16 protein-coding genes are annotated in these 14,304 nt (G+C 71.5%); 9 read left to right on the forward strand and 7 right to left on the reverse strand.

Annotation, left to right across the window (positions count from 1 at the left end):
• Nucleotides 1–12: 12 nt before the first annotated feature.
• Both IE295_RS24210 and IE295_RS24215 read right to left on the reverse strand, forming a co-directional pair.
• Nucleotides 13–594, reverse strand: a complete 582-nt coding sequence (locus tag IE295_RS24210; RefSeq protein WP_190065853.1) for a TMEM165/GDT1 family protein — start codon at nt 592–594, stop codon at nt 13–15.
• Nucleotides 595–803: 209 nt separating this feature from the next.
• A complete protein-coding gene (locus IE295_RS24215) occupies nt 804–1,610 on the reverse strand; it encodes an ABC transporter permease (protein ID WP_190065854.1) in 807 nt (268 codons plus the stop codon).
• 356 nt (nt 1,611–1,966) lie between these two features.
• Between IE295_RS24215 and IE295_RS24220 the strand changes: the two genes are divergently transcribed.
• From IE295_RS24220 to IE295_RS24230, 3 genes are all read left to right on the forward strand, one after another.
• Nucleotides 1,967–2,635 (forward strand): HNH endonuclease family protein, encoded by a 669-nt coding sequence (locus IE295_RS24220; protein ID WP_190065855.1) that lies wholly within the window; start codon nt 1,967–1,969, stop codon nt 2,633–2,635.
• Between the two features lie 222 nt (nt 2,636–2,857).
• A complete protein-coding gene (locus tag IE295_RS24225; protein WP_190065856.1) occupies nt 2,858–3,349 on the forward strand; it encodes a DoxX family protein in 492 nt (163 codons plus the stop codon).
• A 211-nt stretch (nt 3,350–3,560) separates the two neighbouring features.
• Nucleotides 3,561–4,199, forward strand: coding sequence for a DedA family protein (locus tag IE295_RS24230; RefSeq protein WP_190065857.1), 639 nt, complete (start codon nt 3,561–3,563; stop codon nt 4,197–4,199).
• Nucleotides 4,200–4,300: 101 nt separating this feature from the next.
• On the opposite strand, the gene snpA is transcribed toward IE295_RS24230, so the two are convergent.
• A complete protein-coding gene (gene snpA, locus IE295_RS24235; RefSeq protein WP_190065858.1) occupies nt 4,301–4,960 on the reverse strand; it encodes a snapalysin in 660 nt (219 codons plus the stop codon).
• A 240-nt stretch (nt 4,961–5,200) separates the two neighbouring features.
• Here snpA and IE295_RS24240 point away from each other — a divergent pair, with 240 nt between their 5' ends.
• The gene (locus tag IE295_RS24240) at nt 5,201–6,184 is read left to right on the forward strand and encodes a LysR family transcriptional regulator (RefSeq protein WP_190065859.1); all 984 of its coding nucleotides are present in this window, start codon (nt 5,201–5,203) and stop codon (nt 6,182–6,184) included.
• Here IE295_RS24240 and IE295_RS24245 read toward each other — a convergent pair.
• Nucleotides 6,167–6,904 (reverse strand): hypothetical protein, encoded by a 738-nt coding sequence (locus IE295_RS24245; protein WP_190065860.1) that lies wholly within the window; start codon nt 6,902–6,904, stop codon nt 6,167–6,169. The two genes, IE295_RS24240 and IE295_RS24245, sit on opposite strands and share 18 nt — an antisense overlap.
• A 188-nt stretch (nt 6,905–7,092) precedes the next feature.
• On the opposite strand from IE295_RS24245, the gene IE295_RS24250 reads away from it, so the two are divergent.
• Together IE295_RS24250 and IE295_RS24255 are read left to right on the forward strand one after the other, a co-directional pair.
• On the forward strand, nt 7,093–8,616 hold the full coding sequence (locus IE295_RS24250; RefSeq protein ID WP_190065861.1) for a glycoside hydrolase domain-containing protein: 1,524 nt from the start codon (nt 7,093–7,095) through the stop codon (nt 8,614–8,616).
• Between the two features lie 170 nt (nt 8,617–8,786).
• Nucleotides 8,787–9,365, forward strand: a complete 579-nt coding sequence (locus IE295_RS24255) for a hypothetical protein (protein ID WP_308013095.1) — start codon at nt 8,787–8,789, stop codon at nt 9,363–9,365.
• On the opposite strand, the gene IE295_RS24260 is transcribed toward IE295_RS24255, so the two are convergent.
• Nucleotides 9,354–10,001 (reverse strand): hypothetical protein, encoded by a 648-nt coding sequence (locus IE295_RS24260; RefSeq protein WP_190065863.1) that lies wholly within the window; start codon nt 9,999–10,001, stop codon nt 9,354–9,356. The genes IE295_RS24255 and IE295_RS24260 overlap by 12 nt on opposite strands.
• Before the next feature lie 391 nt (nt 10,002–10,392).
• Here IE295_RS24260 and IE295_RS24265 point away from each other — a divergent pair, with 391 nt between their 5' ends.
• The gene (locus IE295_RS24265) at nt 10,393–10,908 is read left to right on the forward strand and encodes a GNAT family N-acetyltransferase (protein WP_190065864.1); all 516 of its coding nucleotides are present in this window, start codon (nt 10,393–10,395) and stop codon (nt 10,906–10,908) included.
• Between the two features lie 66 nt (nt 10,909–10,974).
• Here IE295_RS24265 and IE295_RS24270 read toward each other — a convergent pair whose 3' ends face one another.
• Nucleotides 10,975–12,072 carry an ArsR/SmtB family transcription factor gene (locus tag IE295_RS24270; protein ID WP_190065865.1) on the reverse strand — a complete coding sequence of 366 codons (1,098 nt, stop codon included), beginning with the start codon at nt 12,070–12,072 and terminating at the stop codon, nt 10,975–10,977.
• Between the two features lie 169 nt (nt 12,073–12,241).
• Nucleotides 12,242–12,736, reverse strand: coding sequence for a DUF6255 family natural product biosynthesis protein (locus IE295_RS24275; RefSeq protein ID WP_190065866.1), 495 nt, complete (start codon nt 12,734–12,736; stop codon nt 12,242–12,244).
• Between the two features lie 401 nt (nt 12,737–13,137).
• Between IE295_RS24275 and IE295_RS24280 the strand changes: the two genes are divergently transcribed.
• Together IE295_RS24280 and IE295_RS24285 are read left to right on the forward strand one after the other, a co-directional pair.
• Nucleotides 13,138–13,896 (forward strand): GntR family transcriptional regulator, encoded by a 759-nt coding sequence (locus IE295_RS24280; protein WP_190065867.1) that lies wholly within the window; start codon nt 13,138–13,140, stop codon nt 13,894–13,896.
• A 61-nt stretch (nt 13,897–13,957) separates the two neighbouring features.
• Complete coding sequence (locus tag IE295_RS24285) at nt 13,958–14,251, forward strand: GntR family transcriptional regulator (RefSeq protein ID WP_190065868.1); 294 nt, start codon at nt 13,958–13,960, stop codon at nt 14,249–14,251.
• Nucleotides 14,252–14,304: the final 53 nt, after the last annotated feature.

The following is a 14,304-nucleotide window of genomic DNA, read 5'->3' on the forward strand; positions in this document are numbered from 1 at the left end:
GGCGGGCACCCGTCAGCCCGCGACGGCCTCGTACAGGCTGAAGCCGGCCAGCGCCAGCATCACCAGCGCCGCCACCTTCGTGATCAGCTTCAGCGGCACGTACCGCATCAGCGTCTTGCCGCCCAGGATGCCCAGGGCCGCCACCGACCACAGGGCCAGCACGGCGCCCAGGCCGACGGAGACGGGGTCGTCGTAGCGTGCGGCGAGGTTGGCGGTCATGATCTGGGTGAGGTCGCCGAACTCGGCGACCAGGATCAGCATGAAGCCGGCCCCGGAGACCTTCCAGAAGGACTGGTCGGCGGGCTTCCTGATCTCCTCCTCGTCGTCGTCCTTCTTCAGCAGCAGCATCGCCGCACCCGCTAGGAAGAGCACGCCGACCACGGCCTGGACGAGCCGGTGGGGCAGGAGGGTGAGCACGCTGCCGGCCGCGATGGCGAGGGACACGTGGACGAGGAAGGCCGCCGCGACGCCGGCGAAGACGTAGGAGGCGCGGTAGCGGGTGCCGAGCATCAGGCCGGCCAGGGCCGTCTTGTCGGGCAGCTCGGCCAGGAAGACGACGCCGAAGACCAGGGCGGCGACGGTGAGACTGAACACGGGGTGGATTCCTCTGTCGGTGGGAGCTGCCGCACCGAAACAGTGACCTGCGTGAATCAGGGGTCGCTTCGGCACGGCAGCGTCATGGACACTGCGGCCGAAGGTCTCGCTGGCTCCGGCACGGTGTCCGAGGCCTCCGGGCGCCGGCTGAGACGGAACTCAGCAGTATGTCGACGGTCCGGCGAAGAGCTACTCCCCTTCTGCTCCCCTCAGGATACGTGACCCCCCGCAGGACCCCCCTCCTGGCGGTCCTCGCGGTGCAGCCGCCCGCGGGCGACCAGCTCCAGCACGACCGCCACCGCCACCGCCTGCACCATCATCAGCGCGACCAGCACGAACAGCTGCACCACACCCGCCTGCACGGGCGTGGCGCCGCCCAGCAGCATCCCCACGAACGCCCCGGGCAGCGTGACCAGCCCCACGGTCCGCGTCTGGTCCAGGCCCGGCAGCAGGGCGTCGGAGGCGGCCGGGCGGGCGATCTCCAGGCGGGCGTCGCGGGGAAGCAGGCCCAGTGCCAGGCCGGCCTCCACCTCGCCGTGGCGCGTGCTCAGCTCGTCGAGGGCGCGGCGGCCGCCCAGGACGGTCGCGGTCAGCGCCCCGCCGATGAGGATGCCGGTGACGGGGATCAGGGCGACGCCCTTGAGCGGTACGAGCCCGGTCAGCAGCAGCGCGAGGACCGTCGGCAGCACGCCCGCCGCGATCGGCGCCGCCACCCACCACCAGGTGCCGTTGGGTGTGACGCGGCGTCCCGCCGTGCGGACGGCGACGGCGTACATCAGCAGCAGGAAGCCCAGCAGCGCGGGCACGGACCCCACCACCCAGCCGATGAGCGCCGAGACCGCGGCCAGCTGGACCGCCGCGCGCAGCCCGGCGAGGGCGATCTGGCGGGCGTAGCCGCGCTCGCGGCCGTCGGCGAGGCGGGCGACGGCCGCCACCGCCACGGCCACCGCGAACAGGACGGCGAGGACCGCCCCCAGTGTGGCGTCGGCGGGCAGCAGGACGTCGGCGGCGAGCACGCGGCCACCCTACGGTCCGGCCGGCCGCCCCCGATCCCGCGGCGGGCGGCCGTGCGGCCGGTGGCGCGGTTGAACACCCGGACGGGGGCCTATGCCTGGCGCTGCGTCAGGAAAGGGCGGCTCAGGAGCGGCTGGGAGGCGGTTCAGTGGTGGCTCAGTGGTGGCTCAGGAGTGAATCCGGATCGGTCGGGGCCGACTGGAATGGATCCCTCCGGGCGATCTCACGTCCCCGAACCCTTGCCTTGACATGACCGCGTCGTCATCCTGACACGTGGCGACCACCCCCTGTACACCCGTCGCCGCGATTCTGGCCGCACTTCAGCGGCTCTACCCCCTCCACCCTCAAGGGAGTTCTCATGTCCGCACTGCGCGCTTCATCGGCCACGCGCGGCGTCTACGCGCGTCGTACGGCCGTCGCCGCGGGCCTCGCCGCCCTCGTCGGAACGCTCGTGCTCAACGGCCCGGCCGCCCACGCCGCCCCGCCCACCCCGCCGGACGCCGCCACCGCGCGCACCCAGCTGGGCCAGCTGACGGTCAAGCCCGAGGGGACGATGGACGGCTACAGCCGGACGAAGTTCCCGCACTGGATCACCCAGCACGGCCAGTGCAACACCCGCGAGGTCGTGCTGCAGCGGGACGGCGAGGGCGTCGAGCAGAACGAGAAGTGCGCGGCGGTCGGCGGCACCTGGTTCTCCCCGTACGACGGGGCCACCTGGAAGGACGCCCAGGACATCGACATCGACCACGTCGTGCCCCTCGCGCAGGCGTGGCGGTCGGGTGCCAACACCTGGACCACCGCCCAGCGCCAGGCCTTCGCCAACGACCTCTCCCGTCCGCAGCTGATCGCGGTCACCGACCGCGTCAACCAGGCCAAGGGCGACAAGGACCCGGCGCAGTGGCTGCCGCCGCTGGAGTCGTACCGCTGTACGTACGCCCGCATGTGGGTCTCGGTGAAGCACGACTACAAGCTGACCGTCGACTCCGCCGAGAAGGGCGCCCTGGCGGGCATCCTCAACGGCTGCTGAGCGACCGTCGGCGGACCGGGGAACGGGCCGCGGCGCGGCGCGTCGACCGAGCGGATCCGGCCGGGCCCCCTCCCTTCGCGGGAGGGGGCCCGGCCGTCGTGTGGGGCTGCAAAAGCCGTGTGACCAGGGCCGCATCCAGAAACTTGAACTTGCAAGTATTCGTAAGGTGTGCCTAACTTGTGGCTCGTCCTTGTTCCTGTCCCCGACACGAGGAGCCGACCCATGCCCCCCACGCCCACCGCGGCCGCGCCCTCCCCCTCCGGCGTGCGCACCGCCCCGGACGCCCCCGCCTCGCCGCTCGTCCAGCGCCTCGAGACGGCCCGGCCCTACGTCCTGTCGCTGTTCCGGATCGTCGTCGGCCTGCTCTTCGCCTGCCACGGTGCGGCCTCGCTCCTCGGCGTGCTCGGCGGCGCGGTCGGCTCCAACGGCGGCACCATCGCGGCCGGCACCTGGCCCGGCTGGTACGCGGCCGTGATCCAGCTCGTCGGCGGCGCGCTGGTCCTGCTGGGCGTCGGCACCCGCAGCGCGGCCTTCATCGCCTCCGGCTCGATGGCCTACGCCTACTTCGACGTGCACCAGGCCGGCGGCCTCTTCCCGATGCAGAACGGCGGCGAGGCCTCCGCGATGTTCGCCTGGGCCTTCCTGCTGCTGGTCTTCACCGGCCCCGGCGCCCTGGCGCTGGACCGTGTCTTCGCCCGCGGCAAGCGGGACTGACGCCCGCGACAAGCGGACTGACGCCCGCGACGAGCGGACTGACGCCCGCGACGAGCGGGACTGACGGCCGCGGCGGGACGTGATTCGAACAACATCACGGACCCTGCGCTCATCCCCCAGCTGCCCCAGGCGTACGCTGTACGGTTGTCAAGGCCGCCCCTGCCGCTCCCCTGCGACGTCGCGGCGGGGGACCGTACCGGGAGATCAGGACGTGCTGGATCAGTTGGGGGCGTTGGCCGAGACCCCATGGATATACGTGGTCGTCGGGGTGTCCGTACTCCTCGACGTGTTCCTTCCGGTGCTGCCGAGCGGCGTCCTCGTGATCGCCGCCGCCACCGCGGCCGCCGGCTCCGCCGCGGGTGCGGTGGGCGAGGCCACCCAGGGCCACGCGGGCTTCGCCGACATGTTCGCGCTCGTGATGTGTGCCGCCACCGCCTCCGTGATGGGCGACATGGTCGCCTACCGCCTCGCCTGGCGCGGCGGCGACCGCTTCGACCGCGCCATCGCCCGCTCCCGGCGCCTGACCGCCGCGCAGGCCAGGCTCGGTACGGCGCTGCTGCGCGGCGGCGGCCCGCTCGTCGTGCTGGCCCGCTTCGCGCCCGCCGGGCGCTCGGTGGTCAGCCTCGGCGCGGGCGTGATGCACCGCCGGGTGGCGGAGTTCCTCCCGTGGTCCGCTCTGGCCGGCCTGACCTGGGCCGCCTACAGCGTGAGCCTCGGCTACTTCGGCGGTCAGTGGCTGGGCGCCAGCTGGCTGAGCACGGCGGTCTCGGTCTTCGCGCTCTTCGCGGCGGGCGCGGGAGCGGGGTTCCTCATGCGCCGGCCGGCCGAGCCTGAGGCGCAGGCGCACTAGAGCGTTGAGTACTTCCGCGTGATCCGCGTGACGACTCACGCGACGATTCACGCGACATGGCCCGGTTCCTGAACGGAACCGGGCCATTTTGCGCTGTGGGGCTAGTGGACCTTGGTGAAGGGCGCCTTGTCGAAGGCCGTCAGGCCGTTGGCCCACAGCTGGTTGACGCGGCTCCTCTCGGCCGAGTTCGGGTTGGGGTTGGTGCAGGACGGGCCGGGGCCGCCACCGGACATCAGCTCGCTGCACGGGCCGGAGTAGTGGTCCGGCAGACCCAGGACGTGCCCGGTCTCGTGCGCAGTGACGCGGGTGGAGTCGTACTGCTCGTTCTGCCGGTAGTCGAGGAAGATGTAGCCGCGGCCGTGCCCGTCGGTGCTGGCGTACGAGCCGCGGGAGTCATTGCCCTCGTAGTACCGGAAGTCGGCGTTCGAGCCGGCGCGCAGCTGGATGTTACGGACCGAGCTGTTCCATATCTGCGCGCTTCTCGCTATCTCCGTCGAGAAGCTCGGCGCCCGGCTGGCGTCGTAGGTGACGGTGACGACGCGGATGCCCGGCGACGCGGCCTGCTTGGCCTTCGCGGACTTCATGACGGCGTCGAAGAAGGCCTTGTTGTTGGCCTCTTCGGCCTTGGAGCCGACGTACGAGGACTGGGTGTGCTGCGGCGCCGCGCTCACGTCCGCCGTCACGGCGGAGGCGGGCACGGCCATCGTCGCTGCCAGCCCGAGGCCGAGGGCAGCCGACAGCACCATCGTGGAGCGTTTCATGTGGGGGACTCCATTCGTGCCGAGAGCCTCTTCGGCCGGGTGCGGTGGGACACGCGGCCGGGGCTCACCGGGTGAACTCCTGTTCCCCCTGAGTCTCTGACGAGTTATCAATGGTGCGGATGATGCCAGTTGGCCATAGCGCCATCCAATCGCCTATCCTGCGCCACTCGCTGTCCGTCGGCCCGTCCAACTGCCCGTTCCCGTCCGGCATGTGTCTGGTGTGACGTACGGGGCGCGGATATGCTCGCTGGCGTGGAGCTTGAGGTCAGGCACCTCCGTGCACTTTGCGCCATCGCAGACACCGGCAGCGTGCGGAAGGCCGCGGTGCAGCTGGGCATGACCCAGCCCTCGCTGACCACTCAGCTCCGCCGCATCGAGAGCACGATCGGCGGCCTCCTCTTCACCCGGAGCCAGCACGGCAGCCACCCCACCCCCCTCGGTCACTCCGTCCTCTCCCGCGCCCGGCCGATCATCGCGGAGATGGCCGCGCTGGTGGCGGCCGCCCGGGACGCGGCCGTCGGGGTCGGCGGCCTGCGGCTGCGCATCGGCAGCATCGGCAGCCGCGCCGTCACCGGCTGGCTGCGCCGCATCCACCGGCGCCTTCCGGACACGGACACCACCATCCACATAGAGGTGTCGTCCAACACCCTGCTCCAGCTCCTGGCCACCAACCAGCTCGACGTGGCCTTCGTCCACGAGACGGACGGCTTCCCGCTGCACGTCCCCGAAGGCGTCGAACGCCGCGTCCTCATCGCCTCCGAGCCGCGCTTCGTCTCCCTGTCCGCCACCCACGCCGCGGCGGCGCGCCCGGTGATACGGCTCGCCGAACTGGCCGGCGACCCCTGGATCGTCGACCCCACGGCGGACGACGAGGCCACGGCCCTGCGCCGCGCGTTCATGGCGGCGGGCCTGGACCCCCGGCTCCTCCACGTCCGCGACAACACCACGGCGGCCGAGCTCGTCGCCTGCGGCGAGGCCGTACGCCCGTCGGCGCCGACCGCCGAACCCGTCCCCGGCACGGTGATCCGCCCCCTGGCCGGCGACCCCCTCACCACGCAGCTCTCCCTCGCCTCCCGGCGCGGCTCCTTACCCCTGCGCGAACTGGACGCGCTCTTCGCCGACTTGATGGCCGCGTACGTGGACGTGGCCGGGGCCAGTGCCACGTACCGGGCCTGGCTGGACCGCAAGGGCAGCCCGCTGCTGCCGTCAGTGGGGAGTCACTGAGCCCGCCGGTATTCGCGCGTCCGGAGCGGAGTCCGTGTGCGGGGCGGAGTCCGTGTGCGGGGCGTGGTTCGTGTTCGGGGTGGAGTCCGTGTGCTGGGCGGGGTTCGTGATCGGTATGACCTCCGTGCTCCGCGCGAGGGGTGAGAGGGGCGCTAGGGGTGCGAGGGCCAGCAGGAACAGCACGCCGGCCACCGCAAGCAGATCCAGGTCGCCCGCCGCGAGCACGATGCCCGCCACGACCACGACCGGACGCCAGGCGGCTATGGCGCGCAGCGCCGCCAGCTGGGTCATGAGCAGCACCAGCCCGACGTAGAAGAGCAGCGGCCCGACCGTATAGAAGGCGGGCTTCACGCCCGCGTGGCTCTGGATGCGCCCGAAGAGCTCGTCCATCGTCGCCCGGTCCACCGAGCAGTATCCGACGAGCAGATCGATCAGCACCTGCCCGGTCACGGCCACGACGCCCAGCAGGCCGAGACCCGCACCGGCGCCCGCGAACCACCGGCTCACGCGCCCCCGCCCGACCGTCGCGGCCCGGCGCAGCACCAGGAACACCGGGACGAACAGCAGCACCCCGGCCAGCAGGGCGAGGTGCCCCAGCGACCAGTCGGGGCCGGGTCCGTGGTCGTCGTCGATCAGCCGGACGATCCCGTAGGCGGTCATGCAGACCGGCGCGGCGGCGAAGGCCGACTCCCGCCAGGTCGTCGCCTCTGCTCTCGCCATTCCCGTGCCAGTACGTGGCGTCGCCCGTGTCCCGTTGTCGCTCGTCATGCTGTGATCATGTCGCCGGGAGCACCGCTCCGACCTCGGGGAACGCCCTGAGGGCACCCCGAGAGGCCCCTGAGAGGGGCGTGCGGACGTTGGCCGTACTCCGCCTTTGTCCGGACCAGAGCGCGGTGCGAGCATGCGGCATGGCCGATGAGATGGTGCGCAAGGCGCAGAGGCTCTACAACGCCACGTACGCCGGCATAAGCGGCATGCCGACGCTGGAGGAGAACGGCAGGACGTCGTGGGACGTCATGTACGCCCTGACCCGGGCCCTGCAGTACGAACTCGGCATCTCGCCGCAGTCCAACAACTTCGGGCCCGCGACGCTGGCCGCGCTGCAGTCGAAATACCCGGTCATCGACCGAGGCAACGGCTCCGCGAACATCAACCGACTGGTCCAGTCGGCGCTTTACTGCAAGGGATACGACGGGAGCGACATCGACGGCGTGTACGGCGGCCGGGTGGCCGCGTCCGTCGGCAGGCTGAAGCAGAACATGGGCGTCGCGGAGGCCTTTCCGGGAGACGGCGTCACGCCGAAGGTCTTCAAGGCGCTGCTGACGATGGACGCGTACGTCACGACGGAGGGCGGCAGTGAAACGGTCCGGTCCATTCAGCAGTGGCTGAACGGCCGCCACGTGAATCGCCGGAACTTCTTCATCGTGCCGTGCGACGGCCACTTCTCGCGCGATGTGCAAAAGGCGCTGGTGTTCGCCGTGCAGTACCAGCTGGGCATGAGCGACGACGTGGCCACCGGGGCATTCGGGCCGGCGACGAAGGAGGGGCTGAAGAAGAACACGCTCACGGTCGGATCCAGCGGTGCGTTCGTCCAGCTCTTCTCCGCCGCCATGATCTTCAACAGGCGGGGCGGAGTGTCCTTCACCGACGCCTTCACGAGTGAACTCTCCGCCGCGGTCAGCGGTTTCCAGGAGTTCGTGAAGCTGCCGGTGACGGGGGCCGGTGACTTCCCGACCTGGGCCTCGCTGCTCGTGTCCTGCGGCGACAACACCCGGCGCGGCACGGCCTTCGACTGCGTCACCGAGATCACCCCGGCGCGGGCGGATGCCCTGCGCGAGGCGGGATATCTGGTCGCCGGCCGCTATCTGACCAACGCCCCCGGCTCGTCGTTCGACAAGAAGATCCAGCCGGGCGAGCTGGAAGTCATCGCGACCAAGGGCCTGCGGGTCTTCCCCATCTACCAGACCTATGGAGGTTCGGCGTCCTACTTCAACGAGAACCAGGGCATCGCGGACGCGCAGGCGGCGTACGAGGCGGCACGGGGATACGGCTTCAAGAGCGATACGTGGATCTACTTCGCCGTGGACTTCGACGTCCTCGACCACCAGGTGACCGACAGCATCATCCCGCACTTCCGTGGCGTCAACCGGAAGATGGGCGAGCTGGGCGGCACGTACCGGATCGGCGTCTACGGGCCCCGCAACGCGTGTTCGCGCGTCTCCGCAGCGGGTTTCGCCACAGCAGCTTTCGTGGCCGACATGTCGACCGGCTTCTCGGGGAACCTCGGCTTTCCGATGCCGGAGAACTGGGCCTTCGACCAGATCGCCACGGTGAGCGTGGGCGGCGGCAACGGAAAGATCGAGATCGACAACAACATTCTGTCCGGGCTGGACATGGGCCAGAACGAATTCGACACGACCGGTGCGAGGTGAGGCGAATGACGTCCGGAATATCGCGTCGTGGGGTGCTGAAGGGCGCGGGCGCGGTGGCGCTGGGCGCTGCCGTGTCCGTACCGGCACTCGCACAGGCCGCACAGGCCGCGTCGGCCCCAGAGGCCGCTGTGGCAGCCCCTAGGGGAGGACTCAGCGCGAACGGCTGGCGGATGGTGAAGTCCGTCGACGGCGGCGGCCCGGTCCCGGGAACCGGCGTCACCGTGGCGCTACGCGCCGGGGACGTGGAGACCGTACTGGTGCACGTGGTGCGCCGCTTCCACTACGAGGTAGCCGCGCTGGGAGAGGGACAGGTGGTCGGCCACCTGGATCCGGCGAGAGTGCGGCTGTCGGCGCCGGAGAGCAACCACGCCTCGGGGACGGCGGTGGCGATCCGGCCCGACTGGTATCCGCGAGGCGGCCGGGGCGGGTTCTTCCCGCTCGAGATGCTGGTGCTGCGCGACATCCTCGCCGAGTGCGAGGGCGTGGTCGCATGGGGAGGGGACCACCGGGGACGGCCGTACGAGGCCCTCTTCTCGATCGACGTGCCGCCCGGCGACGCCCGCCTGCCCCGGGTCGCCGCGAAGATCCGCGGCTGGGCGGCGAGACCGGCGGCCCGTACGGGCACGGCGGGATCCGACACGGTGGGGTCGGGAGCGGCGGGAACGGGGCCGGTGGACGTGCTGGCGCCCGAGCGGCGGGCGGCCGCCCTGCGGCTCGAGCGCCTGCAACGGTCGAGGTCAGCGGGGTGAGGCGGCCAGCAGGTTGGTGATCAGCTTGCGCAGCCGGCCCTTGACGACCGGCTCGACGCCGTGGACGAGCTGGGCGCCGTAGACGACGGCGGTCCCGGCGGGCGGCGAGCTGGTCCAGCGGGTGCGGGGGACGGCGCGCAGCGCGGCGAGGGCCTCGGGCCCGGCATGATGCGAGATCTCGCGGGCGAAGCGGGTGCCGGGCGCGAAGCCGCTGCCCGGCCCCGCCGTGATGTCGGTCCACAGCGCCTCGGAGGAGGCGGTGTCCACGAAGAACTCCCCTCCGCGCTCCGCCTCCTGGAGGTGGAAGGCCACGCGCGCGACCCGCAGGGGGCGCGTGTACGGGTCGTCCACGCCGTGCAGGTGCGGCGGTATCCCGTCCCCGGGCCCGAGATCGTGGTAGTCCCACGGCGTGACGCCGGCGACGGACGGGAACACCCGCCGGATCGCCGGCAGCGCCCGCTCGACGGCTCCCCCCAGGATCTCCTGCACGGCGTGCGGCGGAACCATGCCGTCACTGGGCCGCGCGGGCACCCAGCCGGTCGCGTCGAGGTGCTCGTCCAGCACCTTGATGACCTGGGACGTCTCGTCGGGGGTGAGGAAACCCTCGATGGTGTGGATGGCCAGGGTCTCGGTCATGTGAATCACGCGGTACTCACACCTCTCGCGTCGCGGTGGTCGGTGTGGAGCGTCTTCGTGAGCCTCTTCACGAGCGTCTTCGTGAGCCGTACTTCCTCGCGCATTCCATCGGAGGGCGGAGGGGGCGGCAAGCGCCGGAACGCGCCGTACGGAAGCGCGGCGGCGCGTGCGCGGGCGTGCCGGAGGGCGCGAAATGCGTTGCCCGGCCCCGAAAGGCCTTGCTAGCGTCCCGCAGGCGCGTGGAGCGCCTGATCACTCGCGTGATCACTTCGGACCCGTGACAAGGGAGGTTGATGAATATGGCCGCCGCCGGCCCTCTTCAGCATGCCCTTTTCCGGCCCGCGCCGGCACCGCCGCGCGGTCCGGGTCGTTCCCACGACCGGAGTGTCACATGTCTTCTTTTCGTACCCCGACCCCGCTTGATCTGACCACCGACCGCCTCATCCTGCGCCCGTGGACCCGGGCCGAGGCCGCCGCCGTCCTCGACGGCACCCGGCAACAGCACTGGGCCGACGACTTCCCCGCCGAAGGCGACGGCGTCGTGGCGGGACTCTTCGAGGACTTCCCCGCCTGGCTGGACGCCTACGGCCACCGCCTGGTCATCGAGCGCGAAAGCGGTCGGGTGGTCGGCTCGACGGGCCTGTTCTGGCCGCCCGCCGACGGCACCCTCGAGATCGGTTACGGCATCGTGCCGTCGCGTCGCGGCCGCGGCTACGCCCCCGAGGCGGCGCGCGCCCTGGCGGAGTTCGCCCTCACCTCGACGGATGTGCACACGGTGTTCGCCACCGTGGAACTGTCGAATCCACCGTCGATCCGCGTGCTGGAGAAGGCGGGCTTCGAGCGGTGGAGCGCGGCGGGTGCGGGTGGCGCCGAAGACGGTGTCGTTCGGTTCCGCTTCGTGAAGTGAGTTGAGGGTTCGGGTGCGGGTGCGGGGGTGGCTACGGAGGCCGGCCCCGCCCCGCCCCCGCCCTGCTCACGCCGAGACGACGCCCTGCGCCGGGGCGGCGTCGTGCGAACGGTGGGCGGCGTTCCGCGCACGCCGGCGGGCAGGGCCCGGCCGGTCGAGCAATTCCTCGGCGCCGGCGGCCTGTTGGTAGTACACCTGCTTACCCGACCGCGCTCTTGTGACCAGGCCCGCACGGTGCAGGTGCGCGAGGTGGTAGGAGACGGTCGAGGGGCTCAGGTGGTGCCGTCGCGCGAGTTCCCCGGTCGTACGGGGCGAGGTGAGCCCCGCCAGCAGCGCGTACCGGGTGTGACCGACGACGTCGGCCAAGGGGTGCGCCGCCGGCTCGGCGGGCAGCTGCGGGACGGCTCCGCGCGCGGCCGGGTAGATGAGATAGGGCCCTCGTTCGTTCCAGGGGTCGGAGCTCAGCAGCCAGGTCGTGGCGAGCGGGGACGGGAGGAGGACGACGGGCCCGTCCGGCGCGGCGGTGACGTGGGGGCTGCCCGGCATGCTCAGGGTGCCGGCCGCGAAGGTGATCGCGGGGTGCAGGGAGTTCAACGCCGCGGCCAGGCCCTGGCGGACGACGACCTGCGCCCGGTGCTCGATGTCCTCCGCCACCCGGGGCCGCAGCGCGGGCCACGCGGGCGCGATGGCCGTCTTCCAGAGCACCTCCATCTCGCACGCCGCCCGTTGGGCGAGGCCGTCCTCACCCAGGCTGTCGAGGAAGGGGCGGACGGCGGCGTTCCCGCGGCCGCGTGCCGCCTTCGGTTCGGAGGCCGGGGAGTGGTGCGGCGGCGGTCCGGACACGAGCCTGGTCATCTGCCGGGCGACGACCTGGGCGGGCGTGCGGGCGATCTGGTGGAGCTCCGCGTCGAGATCGGGAGCGCTGCCGGCGGTCAGCGCCGGCGTCAGGAAGTCCGGCGCGTAGTCACTGATGTCACTGTGCAGCGCCCCCAGCAGCGGAAGGCGCCCGTCCGCCAGCGCCGCGCGCACCGCGTGCCGCACGGCCCGGCCGTGATCCGACGGCCCGGGATGCAGCGGATGCAGCACTGCCGCGGCCTGCATGAGAGGGGACACCGCGAAGCGGGAGCGGGCCAGCGAGTCGGCCGTCAATGCGATAGCGACCATCCACCCAGTGCAGCACACGCGTCGAACCTGATCGAATCGTTCCCTCCGATCCCGGCCACCGTGCTTGGCTCGAACGCGAGGCCCCGTCCGGAGCGCCTCATCGGGGGCTACGCGGCAGGAACCAGCGCCAGGACGCTACGGGGGTGCGTCCCGGCGCCGGTTCCGCCCTTCACGGCTTGCCGCGCGCACTCCGCCGGTTCGCCTCCCGCACTCTTCGCCGGAGCTCGTCGTACCGCCGCCCCACGGCACCCGTGCCGGCACCGGCGACGGTCGCCCCGTCGGGGGCGCCGGAAGGACCGCGCTCCGGCAGCTCGAGCGCCAGGGCGAGCGCCCGGTAGTCGACCACGCGCCGGGTGCCGCAGCGGGTGCAGGTTTGGATGCCGCCGGATGTTGTCCAGGAGGAGTCGGAGCCGTCGTCGGAGTCGACGTCGGCGTGGGGGCAGGCCGGGGCCGCCGTGCCGCCGGGCGTCTGGTCTTCGGACCGCTGGAGTGGTTCGTAACGCTGCTGCTTCCCCGAGGGGAAGACGGGGAGCCGAGCGGCTTTTGGGGGTGCGCTTCGGCGCGTGGGCGCGGACAGGACCGGCCGTGTGCCCAGCGCGCAGCCGAGGAGGTGCAGCACCATGAACGTGGGCAGGGCTGCGAGCGCTGCCTGAAGGGTGGTCACGAGTGCGCCGCCCGCAGATGGCGGCCCATGGCCACGGCCGCGGCCTCGGCTTCTTGTGTGTTCCCTTGCCGAACGGACGCGTAGTGCCGCGCCTTGATTTCCGCGCAGCCCGCGCAGGGCTGTGGAGCAGGGCCTGCGGTCTTCCCCGTGACCGAGTGCCCGTCCGACAAGAACGCTTCCCGTGGCTGTGACGGATCGGTAGTAGCCATCTGGACTCCCGAACAGTAGGAGGACGGTTCCCGGAGCGCACGCGTACATCTCTAGAGATGTTGCCAGTGAAGCAGTTCATCTCTAGAGAAGTCAACGGGCTTTGGAAATTGCGCACCTGGTTTGTGGCGCCCCCACTCCGCGTCAGCGACAGGGCGCCCGTACGCTGTCCAGAGAAGAGAGGTGATCACCCGATGGCCAACCAGGACACTGGCCGCCAGCCCAAGTACCAGAGGATCGCCGCCGAGCTGCGGAACGCGATTCGGGCAGGCGAGTACGGACCTGGTGACCGACTGCCCGGCGAGAACGAGCTGATGGCCGCCTACAACGTGGCTCGCATGACAGCGCGGCAGGCGTTGGGCGTGCTGCAGAGTGAAGGCATCACCGAAGCCCGGAAGGGCGCCGGCGTATTCGTGCGATCGTTCCGCCCGCTTCGACGACGCGGCATCCAGCGGCTGGCCGAGGAAACCTGGGGCTCCGGCCGGTCGATCTGGTCGGCCGACACCGAGGACCGGGCCCTGGTCGTCGACAACATAGAGATTGCCGAGCGAACAGCGCCCGTGCGGGTCGCCGAGGTTCTGGACCTCGCATCCAACGCGCCCGTCTGCGTCCGGAGTCGGCGGTTCGTTCTGGACGGCAAACCGGTGTTGTTCTCCACCTCCTACCTGCCCATCGACCTTGTCGCCGGGTCCGCGATCACGCGGGAGGACACCGGCCCGGGAGGGACGTACGCGAGGCTCGCGGAGCTCGGCCACAAGCCGGTTCGCTTCCGCGAGGAGATTCGCTGCCGGATGCCTTCCGTCGAAGAGGCCGAACAGCTCGACCTCTCGCTGGGCATGCCCGTCGTCCACATCGTCCGTACCGCGTTCGCCGAGGACGGCAGGGCGGTCGAGATCAGCGAGATGACGCTGGACTCCGCGTCGTACGTGCTGGAGTACGAGTTCGGCGCCTGACGCGTCAGGGGGTCCGCCTCGGCGGCCGGTTCCCGGGGCCCCGTGCCCTATGTTGACTGCCATGGCAGATCCGCAGGGCGCCTCGCCCGTCGACCCGGCCCGGGCAGCCTATGTCTACATGCAAGTGGCGGACCACATCGCCGCACGGATAGCGGCGGGCGACTTGCGACCGGGCGCCCGCCTGCCGGGCGAGCGCGACCTGGGAGCGGAGTACGGCGTGGCGATCGGCACGACCCGCCGCGCGATCCGGGAACTGCGCGACCGGGGCCTGCTGTTGACCTTGCCGGCGAAGGGCACGTTCGTTCGTGGCGGAGCAGCCGCCCGGAGAGTGACTGCCCGGACAGGCGGCGGTTAACGAAAGCGCCGTCTCCGCCCGCCGGCGTCTGCCACTCTTGGCGCCACGCGAGC

The organism is Streptomyces griseocarneus (assembly GCF_014655595.1).
Classification (GTDB): Bacteria; Actinomycetota; Actinomycetes; order Streptomycetales; family Streptomycetaceae; genus Streptomyces; species Streptomyces griseocarneus.